Raw genomic sequence first — 19,894 nt, 5'->3', positions numbered from 1 at the left:
CGGAAGCCGGTGCGATTCACAATGGGGTGATCGGCTTCAATCAGGCTCTGGCACTGGCGCGACAGAGTGCGTGCGTAGATAACGATTTCACCCCAGAGCTTGCGCCCTTCCCAGTAGCGTGAGTAGGCAGTGTTGTTGCGAAAGCCCAGAAAAATCGCCAGAGGCAGACCGATCAGTGTGAACGGGATTGGCGTGATGGGAATCTTGGTATGAAAAAGGGTGCCGTGGGCCACCGTGACGATGACGGCAAGCACGACGTTCACGGCCAGCACACTTTTGATGCGTTGCAGCACCGAGCCCCGGACAATCCAAAACAGCCTGAAGCCCGATGGGCGATCTCTGACGATCATGAAAACCTAGATAGGTATAAACCCCAATTCAATCACAGACCCCGGGAGCTTTCAGCCAGCGCAGCAAACTCCCACTATCTTGCTCAACTGCGCCAGCGTGATCCGCGCGGCACGTGGGCGACGAGGAATTCCATCTGGTCGGCCAGAATGCGGCGGTTTCTCAAAATGAAGTCTTCCCACAACGTCGGGGTGTAGGGAGTGTAGAGCAGCGGCATGCGCGCCTGCTCGGGCGTTCTAGCACCCTTGCGGTGATTACAGGAACGGCAGGCAGTGACCAGATTCATCCAAGTGTTCTGGCCGCCGGCACTGGCGGGAAGAATATGCTCGCGCGTCAGGTCGCCCTCATGGAACTGGCGCCCGCAATAGGCGCAGACGCAGTGGTCACGCGTAAAGAGCTTGCCGTTGGTCAGACCCGGCAGCAACTCGTGCGGGTTGATATTCGGCATGCCCTTGGTGCCAATGATGGAGTTGATGTGAATGACTGACTGCTTGCCGGTCACCGCATTGTGGCCACCCCGAAAGCAGGCGATTTCGGCACCGGCTTCCCAGCGCACATCTTCAGCTGCATAGTGCAGCGCCGCTTGCTCCAGCGTTACCCAGGACTGCGGCAGCCCCTGGGCTGTCAGCTTCAAGACTTTCACAACACGCCTCCAGTCAGTCAGATCGACCACAGAAAACGGACAAGCGTCTTGGCGCTTTTCAGCAGAGCTATGCAGCCTCCCCAGCTGCATTCATTGAAGCAATATACTCTGAAATTATGTCAAATAGACGGCTTGCGCCGCACGCATAGGCGCTAGCTGCTACAAATAACAAAGCAGCCCATGAAGATTTTTCGCGGTATAAATCATCCCGGACTGGCCCCCGCCTGCGCCGTGACCATTGGCAATTTTGATGGTGTGCACCGGGGACATCAAGCCATGCTCGGCCTGCTCAAGGCAGAAGCCGCCCAGCGTGGTATTCCCAGCTGCGCGATGACCTTTGAGCCGCACCCGCGTGACTACTTTGCACAAAAACTGGGCAAGCCCGATCTGGCACCGGCGCGCGTGGGCACGCTGCGCGACAAGCTCAGTCAGCTGGAGATTTGCGGCGTCGATCAGGTCGTGATCCTGCCCTTCAACGAGTCTCTGGCCAGCCAGCGCCCCGAAGACTTTATTCAGGATGTACTGATTTCTGGTCTGGGTGCCAGATACGTACTCGTGGGCGATGATTTCCGCTTTGGCAACAAGCGTGCCGGCGACTACGCCATGCTGGACAACGCTGGGCAGGCTCTGGGCTTTGATGTGGCGCGCATGAACAGCTATGAAGTCCACGGCCTGCGCGTCTCCAGCACCGAGGTGCGGGCAGCCCTGGCTGCCGGAGATATGCAGCAGGCCGCCAAGTTGCTGGGCCACCCGTACAGAATATCGGGCCATGTGGTTCACGGCCGCAAACTGGGCCGCAAACTGGCCGAATCCCAAGACGGTGCCAATGACGGTTTTCGCACCCTGAACCTGCGCTTTGACCACTGGAAACCCGCGGCCAGCGGTATTTTTGCGGTGCTGGTGCATGGACTGTCGGACCAGCCGCTGCGCGGTGTCGCCAACCTGGGCGTGCGCCCTTCTCTGGACCCCAATGACATCAACGGCGGACGCGTGCTGCTGGAGACCCACTGTTTTGATTGGCCCGCACAGCTGGGAGGGGAAGGTGCCTACGGTAAAATCATCCGCGTGGAACTTCTGCACAAACTGCACGACGAGCTGAAGTATGACAGTCTCGATGCCCTGACGGCAGGCATCGCCAAGGACTGCGATGACGCGCACGCGTTTTTCGCCTCCGGCCACACGCCGTCTCATACTTCTGCACACACAGAGACTCGTCGCCAGACCACGCGCGACCGAATTTGACGCTCGCTGCTCGCACGCCATAGGCGCGGCAGCGCATCTGGCGCTCACCTCATCATTCACGCCCAGGCAACCCTGCCCGGGCCCAGTATTGCTCTCAAGGTTTCCCATGTCTGATTCGAAGTCCAACAAGCCCGAAGCGTCTGTCTATCGCAGCACGCTGAACATGCCCGACACCCCTTTCCCCATGCGCGGCGACCTGCCCAAGCGCGAGCCGGCGTGGGCCAAGGAATGGGACGAGCAAGGCACCTATCAAAAGCTTCGCGTGGCACGCAAGGGCACGCCTATGTTCATCTTGCATGACGGCCCTCCCTACGCCAACGGCAAGATCCACATCGGCCATGCCGTGAACAAGATCTTGAAGGACATGATCGTCAAGAGCCGCCAACTGGAAGGTTTTGATGCACGCTATGTGCCCGGCTGGGACTGCCACGGCCTGCCCATCGAAAACGCCATCGAAAAACTGCATGGCCGCAACCTGCCCCGCGACGAGATGCAGGCCAAGAGCCGCGCCTTTGCCACCGAGCAAATCGAGCAGCAAATGGTGGACTTCAAGCGTCTGGGCGTGCTGGGCGACTGGAACAACCCCTACAAGACCATGAACTACGCCAACGAGGCGCTGGAGTTGCGCGCCTTGAAGAAGGTGATGGAGCGTGGCTTTGTCTACCGCGGCCTGAAGCCCGTGTACTGGTGCTTTGACTGCGCCTCGTCACTGGCCGAATTCGAAATCGAATACCAGGACAAGCAAAGCCAGACTCTGGACGTGATGTTCCCCGCTGCCGAGCCTGCCAAGCTGGCCGCAGCCTTTGGCCTGCCCCAGCTGAACAAGCAAGCCTTCATCGTCATCTGGACGACCACGGCCTGGACCATCCCCGCCAATCAGGCGCTGAACGTCAACCCCGATCTGGAATACAGTCTGGTCGATACCGAGCGCGGCCTGCTGATCGTGGCTTCCGCTCTGGTCGAAAAATGCCTGGCCCGCTGGAAGCTGGAAGGCACCGTGGTCGCCACCGCCCAAGGCAAGGCGCTGGATCACATGCCCTTCAAGCACCCGCTGGCCCATGTGGACAAGGGTTTTGACCGTATCTCGCCCGTGTACCTGGCCGACTACGCCACGGCCGACGACGGTACCGGTATCGTGCACTCGGCTCCTGCCTATGGCGTGGATGACTTCAACTCCTGCATCAGCAACGGCATGGACTACAAGGACATCCTGAACCCCGTGCAGGGCAACGGCGTGTACGCAGCCGATCTGCCCATGTTCGGCGGCCAGTACATCTGGAAAGCTGTGCCCGTCATTCTGGATGCGCTGAAGGTCGCCAACCGCCTGATGGACACCACCAGCCTGGAGCACAGCTACCCCCATTGCTGGCGCCACAAGACGCCCGTCATCTACCGCGCTGCAGCGCAGTGGTTCATCCGCATGGATGAAGGCGAAGGCGTGTTCACCGATCCCGCCCAGAAGCCCGAAAAGACTCTGCGCCAGATCGCGCTGGAAGCCATCGAGCAGACCAGCTTCTACCCTGAAAACGGTCAGGACCGCCTGCGCGCCATGATCGCCGGTCGTCCCGACTGGTGCATCTCGCGCCAGCGCTCGTGGGGCGTGCCCATCCCCTTCTTCCTGCATGTGGACACGGGCGCGCTGCACCCGCGCACCATGGAGATCATCGACCAGGCGGCCGACATGATCGAGCAAGGCGGCATCGAGGCCTGGAGCCGCGTGACCACCGAAGAAATCCTGGGCGCTGAAGAAGCCAAGCAATACACCAAGAGCACCGACATTCTGGAGGTCTGGTTCGACTCTGGCAGCACTTTCTGGCATGTGATGCGCGGCACGCACAACGACATGCACCACGACCAGGGCCCCGAAGCCGACCTGTACCTGGAAGGTCACGATCAGCACCGCGGCTGGTTCCACTCTTCGCTGCTGCTGGCCTCGGCCATCTTTGGCCGCGCCCCGTACAAGGGCCTGCTGACCCATGGTTTCACGGTGGACGGTCAGGGCAAGAAGATGTCCAAGTCCGTGGGCAACACCGTGGCACCGCAAGACGTCAGCAACAAGATGGGCGCTGAAATCATCCGCCTGTGGGTGGCGGCCACCGATTACTCGGGCGATCTGGGCATCGACGACAAGATCCTGGCCCGCGTGGTGGACGGCTACCGCCGCATCCGCAACACGCTGCGTTTCTTGCTGGCCAACGTCAGCGACTTTGACGTGACCACCGATGCCGTGGCCTATGGCGACATGCTGGAAATCGACCAGTACGCGCTGGCTCGTGCGGCGCAACTGCAAAAGGAAATCATCGGCCACTATCAGGTCTATGAGTTCCACCCCGTGGTGGCCAAGATTCAGCTGTTCTGCTCGGAAGATCTGGGCGGCTTCTACCTGGACGTGCTCAAGGATCGTCTGTACACCAGCGCGCCCAAGAGCCTGGCCCGCCGCTCGGCCCAGACCGCGCTGCACCAGATCACCCACGCGCTGCTGCGCTGGATGGCACCATTCCTGTCCTTCACCGCCGAAGAGGCATGGAAGATTTTTGGCACCGGCGAAACCATCTTTCTGGAGAAGTTCACCGACCTGCCCGAAGGCGACGAAGCCCTGCTGGCCAAGTGGACGCGTCTGTGCGAAATCCGCAACGTGGTCAACAAGGACATCGAGAACGTGCGCGCCGATGGCAAGCTGGGCTCGTCCCTGCAGGCCGAAATCACGCTGTCCGCACAGCCCGAAGACCTGGCTTTGCTGCAATCGCTGGCGGATGACCTGAAGTTTGTCTTCATCACCTCCGCCGCCAACGCGGTGGCTGGCGATGCATTGCAGACTACGGTGAAGGTGAGCGAGAACGCCAAATGCGAGCGCTGCTGGCACTACCGCGAAGACGTGGGTGTGAACCCCGAGCACCCCACCCTGTGCGGCCGTTGCGACAGCAATCTGCATGGCGATGGTGAAGTGCGCACCAAGGCCTAAGCCTTTAAAAAGTGAGCTGCCAGCGCCTGCTGGCAGAATCTTTCAGCATCAAATAACGCTGAAACCTTTTTAAATCAGGCGCCATCCGCTATCAAAAATCATTAGCAAAGAGCTGTCATGAGCAACACCCAGACATCTTCCGCAGGCTTTGGCCGAATCTGGCCCTGGCTTTTGTGGGCGCTTGTCATCATCGGCGTGGACCAGATCACCAAGCAGATCATCCTGGCCCATTACCAGCTGGGGGACTGGACGCCCATCACCAGCTTCTTCAACATCGTGCGTGCGCACAACACGGGCGCAGCCTTCTCCTTTCTGGCCGATGGCAGCGGCTGGCAGCGCTGGTTGTTTGTGGGCATTGGCGTCGTCGCTACCGTGCTCATCGTCTGGCAGTTGCGCAAGAACCCCAATGAAAAAATGTTCTGCCTGTCGCTGTCCAGCATTCTGGGCGGTGCCATTGGCAACGTGGTGGACCGCCTGCAGCACGGCTATGTGGTGGACTTTCTGGACTTCTTCTGGGGCCGCAGTCACTTTCCGGCCTTCAATGTGGCAGATATGGCCATCACGCTAGGCGCTGTTTTGCTGATTCTGGATGAAATCTTGCGCGCCAGACGCGCCAAGAATCAAGCCTGAGAAAGGCCAAGCCAGCGCCCAATAAGCGCAAACCGCTATCTTTTTAAAAGCCGCAAACCTCTGGGTCTGCGGCTTTTTTACTGAGGTTCATACTCAGGGACATCGGCCCAGACCAGTTGTCCATCCTTCCAGCAGCGCACCGAAATGGGATGGGTTTGATAGCAGGTATCCAGCACCCAATCGGCCAGCGCCAGCGTCTGTGCTTTCTCAGGGATGACGAAGGGGTCACGCTCCTGCCTGGCATTGAACTGCACCATATACCCCGCCGCACAATCCTCGGCAGGTCGCCCCTTATGCGCCGCAAACTGCTGCGGCCTGGACAACTCCAGAGTCAGCTGGCCCGTCAGGCTCAGGGCATTGACCCATAGCCCGCCCAGTTCTACCGGCACGGGAAAGCGAATGTCCTGCACCGTGCGCAGATCGGGCTGACCGTCAGCACGCTCCACACCGCCTGCCGGCATATCGCGATACACATGACTGCCCGCCGGCAAGGTGATATCACCCCAGACCACAGCGCGAGTCAGCGTGATGTGCATCAGCCGCTCCTGCTCGGCTATCTGCGCATCGCCATAGCGCTGGCTCAACTCCATCTGCACCAGCATCACCCCTGTCGATATGGGTAGCACGGACAAGACCACGGCCGCAATCCATTGCCACACCGCCAGCGGCGGCCTGGGCGTACCGCGCCGCGCGTGCCACAGCCGCCAGCCCCACTATGACAGCAAGAAAGCGCCTAATAGCGCAGCCAGAACCATCAACAAAAAACCTGCGGCTGCTGCGCCCCCTGCACCAGGAATCATGAAGCACCTTTTCGTAGCGGCTTATACAAGCAATGTCACAAGACTCGGGAGAGATTCAGTCTGCTTCATCCGTGAAAACGATGTTTGAAACCGTTCGCTTTTGTTCTATTGTGTTCTTTATTTCGCACTTGTTTGTGCGTTAACACAAGTCAATCCAAGCAGACTACCCCTTCTCAGGGGTATATTAGATCGCTCCTCCGCGGGCAGAACATGAAGCATTTATTGAATCTTTTAGCAGCCATTGCCCTGTTGATCTGGGGCTCTCAGATGGTTCGCACCGGCGTTCTGCAGGTCTTTGGCGCAAACCTGCGCAACATTCTTGCTCGCAGCATGAGCAACCGCTTTTCGGCAGCGCTCTCGGGCATGGGTGTCACCGCTCTGGTGCAGTCCAGCACAGCCACATCGCTCATGACCTCGTCCTTCGTGGGTCAGGGCCTGATTTCCTTGCCATCAGCGCTTGCTGTCATGCGCGGCGCAGACGTAGGCACCGCCATGATGGCCGTGCTGTTCTCGGCCGATCTGTCGTGGCTGTCCCCCCTGTTTATTTTTGTCGGCGTGCTGCTCTACATCACGCGCAAAGACTCGAAACCCGGTCGCATCGGCCGCGTGTTGATTGGTCTGGGCCTGATGCTGCTGGCCCTGCGTCTGGTGGTCGAGGCGACCGAGCCCTTGCTGCAAGCGCCTGCCGTTCGCACCTTGCTGGCCTCCGTTAGCAGCGATCTCTTCATGGAGCTGCTGCTAGGAGCCGTGCTGGCCGTGGTGTCCTATTCCAGCCTGGCCGTGGTGCTGCTGATTGCCGCCATGGCAAGCTCAGGTGCCATTCCCATTGATGTGGCGCTGGGCCTGACACTGGGTGCCAACCTGGGCAGCGGACTGGTCGCAGCGATCACCACGGCCAAGTCTGCCGTCGAGGAGCGCCAGGTCACCATCGGTAATCTGCTGTTCAAGATCATGGGCGTAGCCATTGTTGCGCCCTTCATCGGGCTATGGACGCAATACGTGCAGGTCTACCTGCCCAACGGCGGCCAGAACGTGGTGATGTTCCACCTGGCCTTTAATATCTTCAACAGCCTGTGCTTTATTGGGCTGACCCAGGTCGTTGCCCGCTGGGTCACGGCCATCCTGCCCAAACCGGAGGATGAAAGCACCTCTACGCTGCTGCGGCCCCGCCACCTGGACCCTTCGGCGCTCTCCACGCCATCACTGGCCATTACCTGCGCTGTGCGTGAGTCACTGCATCAGGCTGACGTGATCGAGTCCATGCTGATCGGCCTGCAAAAAGTGGCCGAGACCGATGACGTCAAACTCTCCGAAGAAGTGCGCAACCTGGAAGGTACGGTGGACGATTTGTACTCTGCCATCAAGTACTACATGACCAAGATCTCGCGTGCCGAACTGGACGAGCGAGAAGGTCAGCGCTGGACGGAAATCATCAGCTTCACCATCAATATGGAGCAGATCGGCGACATCATCGAGCGCGTGCTGCTGGACCTGGAAGATAAAAAGATCAAAAAGGGCCGCAAGTTCTCTCAAGCCGGTATGCAGGAAATTCACGAGCTGACTCAGCACCTGCTGGATAACCTGCGCTTGGCCATGAGCGTCTTCCTCAACGGCAATGTGCGTGAAGCGCAGAAGCTGCTGGAAGAAAAAGCACGCTTTCGCGACCTGGAGCTGGCCTACTCCGCCACCCACCTGGAGCGTCTGTCGCAACACACCGTCAACAGCATCGAAACCAGCTCGCTGCATATCGACATGATCAGCGACTTGAAGCGCATCAACTCCCTGCTGTGCTCGGTCGCCTATCCCATTCTGGAGCAGGCCGGGGCGCTGGCACCGAATCGCTTGAAGCCTGTGATTACGGACACTCAGCGTTAAGCGTTGCCTGGATCGGCATAGCGAATCTGGTAGCCACGCGCTTCCATCATCCGCATCAGGTCAGGCTCGCCATACATGGCTTCGATGTCTGCACGTGAGCAATGGCTGCGAACTGTCAGCGGGTGCAGCGAGGCCAGTTGCCGGTTACGCGAATGATGCCCAAAAATCCCCAATGCATCGGCACCTGAGTGCAAGGGGCTTGCATGCTCAATCGCAAAACCAAGCGCAACCTCAAGGGGCGTAAAACACCGCTGAGCTGCACGTCCTCATTGAGCACATCGCCAGCCCAGCCAAACTGCAACCGCGACTAGGAAAACCAGTCTGGCGCAGAAACCTCCACCCGCAGCGCTGGATTCTCAGCAAACACGCGCATCAGCTTGCGGCTGCGCAGACTGAACCCCCCATTGAGCACAGGCACAGCCTGATGCCCGTCTGGCACGCCATATGTCCACTCAAAGCGACGGCTCCAGTAGTCGCCATCACGGCTATAGACACGTGCCAGATGCACAGGCGCGCCAATGTAGTCGTAATGCAGATAGTCATCGCGCCAGAGGCGGCCATCCAGCACCCAGCCATCGTCTTGCACGACCAGCGCAAATTCGGTCTCGATCACGCGCCAGAGCATGAACAGCATGAACCAGCTATAGCCTTGATAGTCCATAGGAGCGATAGCGCGATGCTCCACGGAGGGCGGCAAGTCTGTGGGCCTGGCGGGACTGCACAGCAGTGCCCTGCAGCCGGGCATTTGCGCCTGGCTCAAGGCCAGTGCCCAGCCTGCGGCCTTTGCATCAGCCAAGCCTGTGACGGAGACAATCGTGATGCGACGCGCAGATTCTGCGGAGATGTGGGTGGGTTCTGGCATGGACATCCATTGTGACCAGTTCCCCCCTCGCCGGAAACCCGAAAACTGCGGCCGTGGCTACCAGCCCATATAGCTCGCCAGCACCAGCGATGCCTCGGGCGTAAAGCGCCCCTGCACCAGCCAGTCTTCCAGCGCACTTAAAGTCAGCCTCTCAAAGCGCTGTACCTCCCCATCCTGATTCACAGGCTGCAGCACATCGGGCACCAGCGCAGAAAACCAATCTATGCGCTCGACCATATAGCCTTGGCCTTCGGCCTCATCACTGGGTCTGGAAAATTCGATGGATCCGCCATGTGCGACCTGCGCCAGCTCGGTCAGGTGCAGGCCCGCCTCTTCCCAGGTCTCCCGCGCCAGCGCCTCGGGCAGGCTGTCTTGGGCAGAGACCATTCCCCCCATCAAGGTGTCCCACATGCCGGGGTTGTTGGCCTTGTCTTCTGAGCGCTGCTGCACCCAGAGCGCGCCGTCCTCACCGTAGCCAACCAGATGCACCGCGTGCGTGGCAATGCCCAGCGGCCGCACGGCACCGCGCTCAATCGTGGCCATCTTCAGCCCAGCCGCATTGCAAACCAGCAATTGCTCATCACGCCAGGCTCCGGCCAGGCCTTGCGCACGCATGAGCTTCGCCAGTTGATTGAGCCTGAGCGTGCAATCAGCCTGCCCATCCAGAACCCAGGTGTCGTTGCGCCAGTGAAGTTCCAAGCCGTACTGCTTGAGCGCATCAGCGCCCAGTTGCCCGACCAATGACTCCTCGATGCTGCCAATCAGCTCACCCTCTACAGACAACCCATGTCTGGGCCTCTCAGGCTGCTGATGAGCCAGCAGGCGCTGCGTCTGCAGCCAAGCCGATGTTTGTTGCTTCATTGCCAATCTCCAATGCTGCTCATTGTCACCAGCTTTCGCAAAGCGTCATGGCTTGCATCACCATTGATGACTGATATCCATCCCCTGCCAAGCACCATCTGGGCATGTATAGGTATCAGCACCCGTGACCACCGCATTAAAGTGGCACTCCATGAATTCTTCCCTGAAACCCTCCACGGTCGCCATGCTCAGCCTGGCTCCTGCGCTGTGGGCTGGTAATGCGATTGTGGGCCGCCTTGCCCAAGACCTGATCTCGCCATTTGCGCTGAACTTCTTTCGCTGGTGCATCGCCTTTGTCCTGCTGCTGCCACTGGCCTGGAGAGTGCTGCGCAAAGACAGCCCCATCTGGCCGCTGTGGCGCCAGTACATGTTGCTGGGTCTGCTGGGCATTGGCTGCTACAACGCCTTGCTGTATCTGGCGCTCAAGACTTCTACGCCACTCAACGTGACGCTGGTCGGCTCCAGCATGCCGGTGTGGATGCTGGCGATTGGCCGCCTGTGCTGGAGAACTCCTGTCAGCCGCAAGCAGATGAGCGGCGCCCTGCTGTCCGTGCTGGGCGTTGTGATGGTCATGTCACGTGGTGATCTGCAAACGCTGCTGAACCTGCGCTTTGTGGCGGGCGACTTATTCATGGTGCTGGCGACGATTGCCTGGGCGTTCTACACCTGGCTGCTCTCGCGCAGCACCGGGCCGCAGCAAGTGAAGTCGCACTGGGCGAGCTTTCTGTTGGCGCAGATTCTGTTTGGACTGCTGTGGTCGGGCCTGTTTACGGGGGCTGAAGCGGCTCTGGGTGGTTTTCGCTTTGTGGCGGGCTGGCCGCTGCTGGGCACTTTGCTCTTCATTGCCATAGGCCCGGCCATTCTGGCCTACCGTTTCTGGGGCATGGGCGTGCAGCGCTCCACACCGGCCATTGCAGGATTCTTTGGCAATCTCATCCCGCTGTTTACAGCACTGCTCTCCATTCCCGTGCTGGGCGAGACGCCGCACCTGTATCACGGCATGGCCTTTGCCTTGATCGTGGCCGGCATCGTGGTTTCGTCCCGCAAATAAGCAGAGAGAGCCATAAAAAAGCCTCGCAATGCGAGGCTTTTCAGATGCGCTCAATGAACGATCAATAAGTGCCAGGGTACAGACCACCGTCGGGCAGCAGGTTCTGACCCGTCATGTAACCAGCCTGACGGCTGCAGAGGAAGGCGCAGATCGCACCGAATTCTTCAGCCGTGCCAAAGCGCTTGGCCGGAATTTGCGCGGCCTGAGCCTGACGCACCGCGTCCAGCGCCTGGCCCGTTTTGGTCGCCGCCGCCTGATGGGTGGCCACCAGACGGTCGGTATCAAACTTGCCGGGCAGGATGTTGTTGATGGTCACGCCCTTGGCGGCAATGCCAGAGCGAGCCAGACCCGCCACAAAGCCCGTCAGCCCGCTGCGTGCACCGTTGGACAGGCCCAGAATGTCGATGGGTGCCTTCACCGCGCTGGAGGTAATGTTGACGATGCGGCCAAAGCCGCGCTCGGCCATGCCGTCCACCGTGGCCTTGATCAGCTCAATGGGGGTCAGCATGTTCGCGTCCACCGCCTTGATCCATGCTTCGCGGTCCCAGGTGCGGAAGTCGCCTGTGGGCGGGCCACCGGCATTGGTCACGACAATGTCGTAGTCCTTGCCCGGACCGCCAGCGGCTTCAAACACGGCCGTGCGCCCTTCGGGCGTGGTGATATCCGCTGCCACGCCGATCACCTTGATCTGCGGAGCAATGGCTTGCAGCTTTTGCACGGCAGTCTGCAGTGCTTCGGGATTTCTGCCGTTGATGACCAGATTCACGCCCTCTTCAGCCAACGCCTTGGCGCAGCCAAAACCCAAGCCCTTGCTGGCGCCGCAGACCAATGCCCAGCGGCCGGTGATACCAAAGTCCATTTCAAAGTCCTTTCACACAGTTATCAGACCGGGCCATGCCAGCCCGGAAGTATCAAAATTTATAGCTTCCAGCGCTTTATTGATAAGCGCTAGCGATCAATTTCATGACTGACGTCCATGAAACAGCTTGTGGTGCAGCCTGCGCAGCGACCACCAGACGCAAAAAGCCACCACCGGAATGGCCACGGCCGCAGTCGATTCAGGCGACCAGGGCCAGCCCAGCTTCTGAGCTCCCTTGGCCAGATAGCTGATGAGACCGGTGATGTAGTAGGTAATTGCAGCGACGGACAAGCCCTCCACCGTGGACTGCAGCTTGAGCTGCGTGCCCTGGCGGTCATTCATGGTACCCAGCAGCTCCTGGCTGCTTTGCTGCTGCTCAATCTCGACGCGCGTGCGCAGCAGACTGCTGACACGGGAGACCCGTTCAGACAGCGCATTCTGGCGACGCGTGGCCCACTCACAGGTGGCGCGGGCAGGAGTCAGCCGCCTATCCATGAACTCGCGAATGGTCTGAATGCCACTCAGCCGGGTTTCCTGAATCTCCTGAATGCGGCGGTCGACCAGCTCAAAATAGGCCGAGCTGGCCGAAAAACGCGAATGCGTGGCCGCATATTCGCTCTCGACCTGACCGGCCAGGCGCGTCAGCCGATCCAGCAAAGCAGGCTCGGCATCGCGGTCTGCAGCGCGGATGGCATGCGCCAGCTCGGCCAATTCCCGCTCTGCCGTCGCCAGCACTGCAGCAGCCTTGCGCGCAGCGGGCAGACCCAGCAGCGCGGCCATGCGGTAGGTTTCAATCTCCAGCACACGCTGCACCAGCCGCCCCAGACGGCGTGGCGTCAGGCTGGCGCCCGCCAGCAGCAGCATGCGCGAGAAGCCATCGGGGTGAATGGCAAAGTCGGTATAGATAGAACCTGCATCGCCCGACACGCGCGAGCCGACAAGGGTATCGGCATGCAGCATGTGGCGGATCAGGTGCGGCGCATCCACATCCTGCTCATTCAGCGCCCACAGGTGCAGACTGCTCAGGCAATGGCCGGGCAAACTCGCCACCCAGTCTTGCGGCACGGCATCAATGGCGGTTTCGGGCTCGCGCACATCGGCCACGGCGGCTTGCGCCATGGGCGTGGTGAAGGTCCAGGCCACAAATTCGGTGTGCTGCTCCCAGCGCAGGTGAAATGCCCCCAGGTCGATCAGTACATGGGTGGTGGCCGCATCGGGCAAGGGGCGATGATGGTTTCGCAGCAGCGCCGCCACATGCTCGCGGCTGGCCTCGCGCTGGGCAGCATCGGTCAACATCACGATATGCGTGATGGCCAGCGGCGCCTGCATGATTTCCGCAGGACGGGCGTGGATTTCGTTGTGCAGCAAGACCCGCTGAGGGTGCTGCGCGGGCAATAAAGACAAGGCCATGCAATCTTTCCAGTAACTGCATCTATTTTGCAGCCCGAATCCGTATTTTCCCGAGCAAAAGTCCCCAGATAAAAAAAGCGGCCCTTTCGGGCCGCTTCAAACTTGATTCAGCAGTCAGGCAAGACCTTAGTCTTCCACGAAAGCTTCTTCACGCTTGTTCTTCACTGCAGGCATCAGAACGATGACCAGCAGAACCACCGCAGCGGCCAGCAAGCAGGCGGAGATAGGACGTGTCACAAACACGGACCAGTCACCACGCGACAGCAGCAGAGCGCGGCGCAGGTTTTCTTCCATCATCGGGCCCAGAATGAAGCCCAGCAGCAGTGGTGCAGGTTCGGTACCCAGCTTGTGGAACACATAGCCGATGAAACCGAAGATACCAACCATCCACACGTCCCATGCATTGTTGTTGGTACCGTACACGCCGATAGCGCAGAACAACACGATGGAAGGGAACAACCAGCGGTAAGGCACCGTGAGCAGCTTGATCCAGACGCCGATCAGCGGCAGGTTCAAGATGATCAGCATCAGGTTACCAATCCACATGGAGGCGATCAGACCCCAGAACAGTTCTGGGTTGCTGGTCATCACCTGAGGGCCGGGCTGGATGTTGTGAATCGTCATGGCACCCACCATCAGCGCCATCACGGCGTTGGGGGGGATACCCAGAGTCAGCAGCGGAATGAACGAAGTCTGCGAACCGGCGTTGTTGGCCGACTCAGGAGCGCACACACCACGGATATTGCCTTGACCGAAAGGAACTTCCCCGGGCTTCAGCTTGGTCTTCTTTTCAATGGTGTAAGCAGCAAAGGCCGACAGCATGGCACCACCACCGGGCAAGATGCCCAGAGCCGAACCCAGAGCCGTGCCGCGCAGCATGGCAGGAATCATGCGCTTGAAGTCTTCAGCCGTAGGCATCAGACCCGTCACCTTGGCGGCGAACACTTCGCGCTCGTCGTCGGGCTTGGACAGGTTGGCAATAATTTCACCGTAACCGAACACACCCATGGCGATCACGACAAAGTCGATACCGTCGGTCAGCTCAGGAATATCAAAGCTGTAACGAGCCACGCCGGAGTTCACGTCCGTACCGACCATGCCCAGCAGCAGACCCAGCACGATCATGGCGATCGCCTTGAGCAGCGAGCCGGAAGCCAGCACCACGGCACCGATCAGACCCAGAGTCATCAGCGAGAAGTACTCGGCAGGGCCGAACTTGAAAGCCACTTCAGTCAGAGGAGGAGCGAAGGCAGCCAAGATGACGGTACCCACGCAACCCGCGAAGAAGGAGCCGATACCGGCCGCCGCAAGCGCGGGACCAGCACGACCTTTTCGGGCCATCTGGTAGCCGTCAATCACGGTCACCACAGACGAAGACTCACCGGGCAAGTTCACCAGAATGGCGGTGGTCGAGCCACCGTACTGGGCGCCGTAGTAAATACCGGCCAGCATGATCAGCGCCGCCACAGGGGGCAGAGCGTAGGTTGCGGGCAGCAACATGGCGATCGTCGCCACAGGGCCAATACCTGGCAGCACACCGATCAGCGTACCGAGCAGACAACCCACAAAGCAGTAGATCAGGTTCTGGAACGTGAAAGCCACGCCAAAACCTATCGACAAGTTATTAATCAGATCCATGGACGTTGCTCCTGATTAGCCAGCGATGAAGCTAGGCCACACGGGGAACTGCAGATTCAGCGCCCACACGAAAGCGAAATAGCTACCCACGGCCAGAACGGTGGCCAGAACAGCTGTTTCCTTGAGATTGAAAGTCTGTCCGGCCATGCTGGCGATGAAGACCAGCGCGTAGATAGCGATGATCAGACCGAACTGAGGGATACCCACAGCAGGCACGCCCACCAACAAGATGCCGAAGGCAAAGTTGGCAGCCAGTACGAAGAACACAGGCTTCCAGGCCCACTTTCCGATCTTGTCGCCATCAGAGGGGCCCTTTGTCAGGCCGCCTAAGCAGATGGCTGCACCCAGGATGGCCATTAGCACACCCAGGATCAACGGAAAGTAACCGGGGCCCATACGTGCGCCAGTACCAATGGTGTAGTTGGATGCGCCGATCGCAAATGCGAGTCCGACGACCAAGAACATCAGACCGGAAAAAAAGTCTTTTTGGCTCTTGATTTTCACAAAAATGTCCCCTTACGGAAATCACGACTTGGCGATTCTCGTTTCTTACAAATGCCAAATTGATGTGGATTCCACCTACAAAGGGCTTACCCTATGACAGGCGCTTTGTACGCGTTAACGGCACGCGTGGCTTAAAAGCGCTATTTGATTAGCCTGCACAATACAAAAAGCACGCACTCACACCCGCAACATATTTACGCGCTCCTCGGTGCCGATCCTGCAAATGCACGGGCACTAAGAATGGAGAGAAATTCGGGGGATTTTTTCGCGCAACGGCTTGCTTTCACCCCCCGCGAAAGCGGCACCCATCGCCGCGAACTCATACCGATTGCGACTCAACGCGGCATCGCAGAGATGCGAAAGCACGCTGTTGAATCGTCATCAGATTTCGCTCATCAGCGGCGTACAGGCCAGCACTTCGGGCAAGGTGGTGATGCCTTCGGCAACGCGCAAAGCACCGGCCAGACGCAGCGGGCGCATGCCGTCCTGCACGGCCTGACGGCGTAAAACGTCCATGGATGGCGCGTCGTGAATCTGCTTTTTCAGACCTTCGCTCACAATCAGCAGCTCATACAAGCCCATACGGCCGCGATAGCCAGTCATGCGGCAGTCTTCACAGCCCACGGGCTTGAAAGGCTGGTAGCTACCGGTCAGCTTCCACGGTTTGATGCTTTCGGCCAGCTCATCGGGGGCCGCTGCTTCATCGCGCACCTTGCAGCTGACGCAGAGCGTGCGCACCAGCCGCTGGGCCAGCACGCCCAGCAACGTGGCGTTAATCAGGTAAGAGGGCACGCCCAGCTCCATCAAGCGGCTAACGGCACTGGGAGCATCGTTGGTGTGCAGGGTGGAGAACACCAGATGCCCCGTCAACGCCGCCTGCACGGCCATCTCCGCCGTAGCCAGGTCACGAATTTCACCCACCATGATGATGTCCGGGTCCTGGCGCATCAGCGCACGCAGGCCTTCGGTAAAAGTGAAATCGAGCTGGGGCTGAACCTGCGTCTGGTTGAAACTGGGCTCGATCATTTCGATGGGGTCTTCCACTGTGCTGACGTTGACCTCTTCAGTCGCCACGCGCTTGAGCGTCGAGTACAGCGTGGTAGTCTTGCCCGAGCCTGTAGGCCCAGTCACCAAAATAATGCCGTGCGGGCGCTTGACCAGTTCTTCCCAGCGCTGCGCATCATGGGCACTAAAGCCCAGAGCATCGAGGTTCTTGACCGTGTTTTCAGGGTCAAAGATGCGCATCACCATCTTCTCTCCAAAGGCTGTGGGCAGCGTGGAAAGGCGCATCTCCACTTCTTCGCCGCGCGGGTTGCGGGTCTTGATGCGGCCATCCAGCGGGCGGCGCTTTTCCACCACATCCATGCGGCCCAGCAGTTTGACGCGCGCCACCATGGCATTCAGCACCCCCATGGGCATTTGATAAACGGGGTGCAGCACGCCATCAATACGAAAACGAATCACACCCTGCTCGCGCCGCGGCTCGAGGTGAATATCGCTGGCACGCTGATCAAATGCGTATTGCCACAGCCAGTCCACCACCTTGACCACGCCTTGGTCATTCGCATCCAGCTGCTTGCTGCTCTTGCCAAGCTCTACCAATTGCTCAAAGCTCGCGCCGCCTGTGGCACCACCGGCTTTTTCAGCCGCACGCACTGACTTGGCCAGTGCAAAAAATTCAGCCGTATAGCGTTTGATATCCAGCGGATTGGCCACCACGCAGCGCACGCTGCGGCGGGCCTGGCGCTCCACCTCGCCCATCCAGTCGGTAATAAAGGGCTCAGCTGTGGCGATCACCACTTCCTTGGACGTGACCTGCACAGGCAGCACCTTGTGGCGCTCCGCATAGCTGGCGCTCATGGCCTCACCCACGCGGCCCACATCCACCCGCAGCGGATCAATGCGCAGATACGCCAGACCACTGCGCTGGGCCAGGTACTGAGTCAGGGTTTCAAGATCCAGCGGCTTAAGCGTCTGCGCGCTGACTACGCCCACATTGGCCAGTCGCACCAGTGGCAGTTGCGCACTTTCAGCGGCAGAACAACGCATCACTGTGCGCTCAGCCTCCTGCGCAGTGATGACACCATCATCCTGCAGCCAGCGCACCAGCATGCGCCAGTCCAGAGGACCTTCGTAGCGGGCTGGCTTGATGGGCTGGGGAAAAATGGATTCAGTCAATGACATGGCAGGCTGCGGCGATAGAACTGCCTTGAATGTACCCCGATCGAGAGAGTCGCTTCAGCGCGCCTTCTCTAGGCCGCCCCTATCCATGCGACTTCTCTGATTCAGCTCAGGCGTACTCGTCAAGCAGACTGCCAAGACTGCCATCGCTCCGGCCTTTGCTCTGAGGCTGCACATCCTGCGTCGGCTTGATTGGCTCCAGCCCGCGCTGCGCAGACTTCTGCGCCTCCAGCGTCTGTTGATTCTGCAAGGCTTCTATCTGTGCCTGCAGCATCTGGATCTTGGCCTGCAGCAGTTGCAACGTCTTCTGCTTGGTTTCAGCATCAGAGTCGCTATTGGCAAGCTGTTTGAGTTCGTTGTTCGCTTCCTTGAGCTGCTTTTGCAGCTGCTGGATACGCGATGCCGCACTCGCCCCCGAAGAAACGGAACTGGAGGAACTGGAAGAGATGGCACTGATCGTCATCCTTCAATGATCGGCAGAAATCCGCTCGACTCAACCCCTTGCATTCCAGCTTTACTCAGGCTTTGCAATCAGCCCTCTTTGACCCGACTGAGCTTGGCCTTGACGGACTTGCTTCCGGCCTCTGCATCGCGTGCAGTCACAAACACTTTGGACCAGCGCAGGGTTGGCAGGTCCCAGCGGGCCTGAACCTGATCGCAGGCCGCTTCCAGCTCTGCGCTATCCAGCATGCGCGGCGTGCGCTGGGCCAGCACCACGGTGTTGCCCTCACGCGTTGGGCGAAAAGCCCAGAGCGAATCTTCACCAAAAGCCTGCGCCATCTGGTCCAGACTCTTGTCAAAACTCGACGAGCGACCGAACAGGTTAACCGTCATGATGCCGTCTTCAGTCAGCAAATTGCGGCAATCGGCATAGAACTCAGCACTATCGAGCACTGGGGCTGCGGCCTCGTGGTCATACAAGTCCACGGCCAGCGCGTCTACGGTGCCATGCCATTCGCTCTTTTGGATCTCCAGCGCGGCATCGGCCAGTACCACCTTCAAAGTGCTGCTGTCGGGCGGCAGTTTGAACCAGCTGCGGCACACGGCCAGCACCTGCGGGTTCAGCTCAATGGCCGTGGTCTTCATGCGCAACTTTTTGTGGCAGAACTTGGTAATGGCCGCCGCGCCCAAACCCAGCTGCATGGCGTGCTTTTCAGGCACGCTTGCCGGGTCGGTGAACAGCAGCCAGCCCATCATGCGCTGCACATATTCCAGATCGATATCAAACGGGTCACGGATGCGCATGGAGCCCTGCACCCAGGGCGTGCCCAGATGCAGATAGCGCACATCGCCGTCGTCAGAGACACTGACTTCGGGCAGTTCCTGCACGCCGGCAGCATTTTTGTCTTGCGCGGGCTTGGCGCCGCCACGGGTTTTACGAATCACGTTTCACACCAATCTTCAAAGCAGTCCATGGGCCGCCAGCGCGTCGCGCCAGGCCTGCAGTTTTTTATCGAATGACCAGCTGGCATGCGCCGGACTGGTAGATGGCAGCTTCAGAGCCGTCAGCCCCAGCGCCTCGGTCTGGCGCGCGTGCTTGTAGCTCTCTGCGCCGTTGTGCAATGCCAGTGTCAAATCCGGGCAGCGCTGACGCAGGCCTGCAAAGTCGTTGACCTGAGCGGCACGAATCGCGCTATCCAGACTGCCTTCTCGCTCGCAGCTGGCGTACACATCCCACAGGCCCAGCCCGCGTGCCAGCAGCCATTCACAGCGGCCCGCATAGTCATCACGTGGCGGCTGTGCATATTGCGGCCACAAGGCCTGGAGAAGCGGCCAGAGCTGGTTCTGCGGATGGGCGTAATACTGCTGCTGCTGCAGCGATTTCAGCCCGGGGAAGCTGCCCAGCACCAGCGCACGCGTGCGCGCATCGGCCACCGCAGCCAGCCCCTGCCAGCGCGCGCCAGTCTGGCTTGCAGAAGAATCCTCAGTCATGCCTTATTGTCGCCCAGCCACCATCAGCGTGCGCTGCGCACTGCTATTCAAAAGATGAGCGGCTAGCGATTGATCTGTAAGGGCCAAGCCTTGTTT

At 59.6% G+C, this 19,894-nt stretch carries 18 protein-coding genes and 1 pseudogene; 5 read left to right on the top strand and 14 right to left on the bottom strand.

Annotated elements, in window-relative coordinates; genetic code table 11:
• A pseudogene (locus HF327_RS19895) lies at positions 1-350 on the bottom strand (bestrophin family protein); the annotation flags it as partial.
• Between the two features lie 83 nt (positions 351-433).
• Positions 434-991: an HNH endonuclease gene (locus tag HF327_RS19890; RefSeq protein ID WP_198462110.1), complete on the bottom strand. Its 558-nt coding sequence runs from the start codon at positions 989-991 to the stop codon at positions 434-436.
• Positions 992-1,171: 180 nt separating this feature from the next.
• On the opposite strand from HF327_RS19890, the gene HF327_RS19885 reads away from it, so the two are divergent.
• The 3 genes from HF327_RS19885 (at position 1,172) to lspA (ending at position 5,825) form a co-directional block, all read left to right on the top strand.
• Positions 1,172-2,233: a bifunctional riboflavin kinase/FAD synthetase gene (locus HF327_RS19885; RefSeq protein WP_198462109.1), complete on the top strand. Its 1,062-nt coding sequence runs from the start codon at positions 1,172-1,174 to the stop codon at positions 2,231-2,233.
• 106 nt (positions 2,234-2,339) lie between these two features.
• Entirely contained in the window at positions 2,340-5,195 is a 2,856-nt protein-coding gene (ileS, locus tag HF327_RS19880) for an isoleucine--tRNA ligase (protein WP_198462108.1), read from the top strand.
• Positions 5,196-5,312: 117 nt separating this feature from the next.
• Complete coding sequence (lspA, locus tag HF327_RS19875; protein ID WP_198462107.1) at positions 5,313-5,825, top strand: signal peptidase II; 513 nt, start codon at positions 5,313-5,315, stop codon at positions 5,823-5,825.
• Positions 5,826-5,902: 77 nt separating this feature from the next.
• Here lspA and HF327_RS19870 read toward each other — a convergent pair whose 3' ends face one another.
• The gene (locus HF327_RS19870) at positions 5,903-6,463 is read right to left on the bottom strand and encodes a hypothetical protein (protein ID WP_236024306.1); all 561 of its coding nucleotides are present in this window, start codon (positions 6,461-6,463) and stop codon (positions 5,903-5,905) included.
• 372 nt (positions 6,464-6,835) lie between these two features.
• Between HF327_RS19870 and HF327_RS19865 the strand changes: the two genes are divergently transcribed.
• Positions 6,836-8,500: a Na/Pi cotransporter family protein gene (locus tag HF327_RS19865; protein WP_198462106.1), complete on the top strand. Its 1,665-nt coding sequence runs from the start codon at positions 6,836-6,838 to the stop codon at positions 8,498-8,500.
• On the opposite strand, the gene HF327_RS19860 is transcribed toward HF327_RS19865, so the two are convergent.
• The 3 genes from HF327_RS19860 to HF327_RS19850 form a co-directional block, all read right to left on the bottom strand.
• A complete protein-coding gene (locus tag HF327_RS19860) occupies positions 8,497-8,694 on the bottom strand; it encodes a hypothetical protein (protein ID WP_198462105.1) in 198 nt (65 codons plus the stop codon). The two genes, HF327_RS19865 and HF327_RS19860, sit on opposite strands and share 4 nt — an antisense overlap.
• 113 nt (positions 8,695-8,807) lie before the next feature.
• On the bottom strand, positions 8,808-9,362 hold the full coding sequence (locus HF327_RS19855; protein ID WP_198462104.1) for a DUF5672 family protein: 555 nt from the start codon (positions 9,360-9,362) through the stop codon (positions 8,808-8,810).
• A 57-nt stretch (positions 9,363-9,419) separates the two neighbouring features.
• Complete coding sequence (locus HF327_RS19850; protein WP_198462103.1) at positions 9,420-10,223, bottom strand: NUDIX hydrolase; 804 nt, start codon at positions 10,221-10,223, stop codon at positions 9,420-9,422.
• Between the two features lie 151 nt (positions 10,224-10,374).
• Here HF327_RS19850 and HF327_RS19845 point away from each other — a divergent pair, with 151 nt between their 5' ends.
• Positions 10,375-11,274, top strand: coding sequence for a DMT family transporter (locus HF327_RS19845; RefSeq protein ID WP_198462102.1), 900 nt, complete (start codon positions 10,375-10,377; stop codon positions 11,272-11,274).
• 61 nt (positions 11,275-11,335) lie between these two features.
• Here HF327_RS19845 and HF327_RS19840 read toward each other — a convergent pair whose 3' ends face one another.
• The 8 genes from HF327_RS19840 to HF327_RS19805 form a co-directional block, all read right to left on the bottom strand.
• On the bottom strand, positions 11,336-12,133 hold the full coding sequence (locus HF327_RS19840; protein ID WP_099738400.1) for an SDR family oxidoreductase: 798 nt from the start codon (positions 12,131-12,133) through the stop codon (positions 11,336-11,338).
• Positions 12,134-12,235: 102 nt separating this feature from the next.
• Positions 12,236-13,543 carry a DUF3422 family protein gene (locus tag HF327_RS19835; protein ID WP_198462101.1) on the bottom strand — a complete coding sequence of 436 codons (1,308 nt, stop codon included), beginning with the start codon at positions 13,541-13,543 and terminating at the stop codon, positions 12,236-12,238.
• Between the two features lie 126 nt (positions 13,544-13,669).
• On the bottom strand, positions 13,670-15,181 hold the full coding sequence (locus HF327_RS19830) for a tripartite tricarboxylate transporter permease (RefSeq protein WP_198462100.1): 1,512 nt from the start codon (positions 15,179-15,181) through the stop codon (positions 13,670-13,672).
• A 15-nt stretch (positions 15,182-15,196) separates the two neighbouring features.
• Positions 15,197-15,685 (bottom strand): tripartite tricarboxylate transporter TctB family protein, encoded by a 489-nt coding sequence (locus HF327_RS19825; protein ID WP_198462099.1) that lies wholly within the window; start codon positions 15,683-15,685, stop codon positions 15,197-15,199.
• A gap of 381 nt (positions 15,686-16,066) precedes the next feature.
• On the bottom strand, positions 16,067-17,869 hold the full coding sequence (locus HF327_RS19820) for a GspE/PulE family protein (protein WP_198462098.1): 1,803 nt from the start codon (positions 17,867-17,869) through the stop codon (positions 16,067-16,069).
• Between the two features lie 106 nt (positions 17,870-17,975).
• Positions 17,976-18,329: a FlxA-like family protein gene (locus HF327_RS19815; RefSeq protein ID WP_198462097.1), complete on the bottom strand. Its 354-nt coding sequence runs from the start codon at positions 18,327-18,329 to the stop codon at positions 17,976-17,978.
• A 68-nt stretch (positions 18,330-18,397) separates the two neighbouring features.
• Positions 18,398-19,252 carry a class I SAM-dependent methyltransferase gene (locus tag HF327_RS19810; RefSeq protein ID WP_198462096.1) on the bottom strand — a complete coding sequence of 285 codons (855 nt, stop codon included), beginning with the start codon at positions 19,250-19,252 and terminating at the stop codon, positions 18,398-18,400.
• Positions 19,253-19,267: 15 nt separating this feature from the next.
• Positions 19,268-19,798, bottom strand: a complete 531-nt coding sequence (locus HF327_RS19805) for a DNA-deoxyinosine glycosylase (protein ID WP_198462095.1) — start codon at positions 19,796-19,798, stop codon at positions 19,268-19,270.
• Between the last annotated feature and the right edge of the window lie 96 nt (positions 19,799-19,894).

Origin of the sequence: Comamonas suwonensis, from assembly GCF_012844455.2 — a bacterium.
In the GTDB taxonomy this organism is placed as follows: Bacteria; Pseudomonadota; Gammaproteobacteria; order Burkholderiales; family Burkholderiaceae_C; genus Comamonas; species Comamonas suwonensis.
The sequence above is the reverse complement of the archived record's forward strand: the minus strand, read 5'-3'. Positions and strand labels throughout refer to the sequence as shown.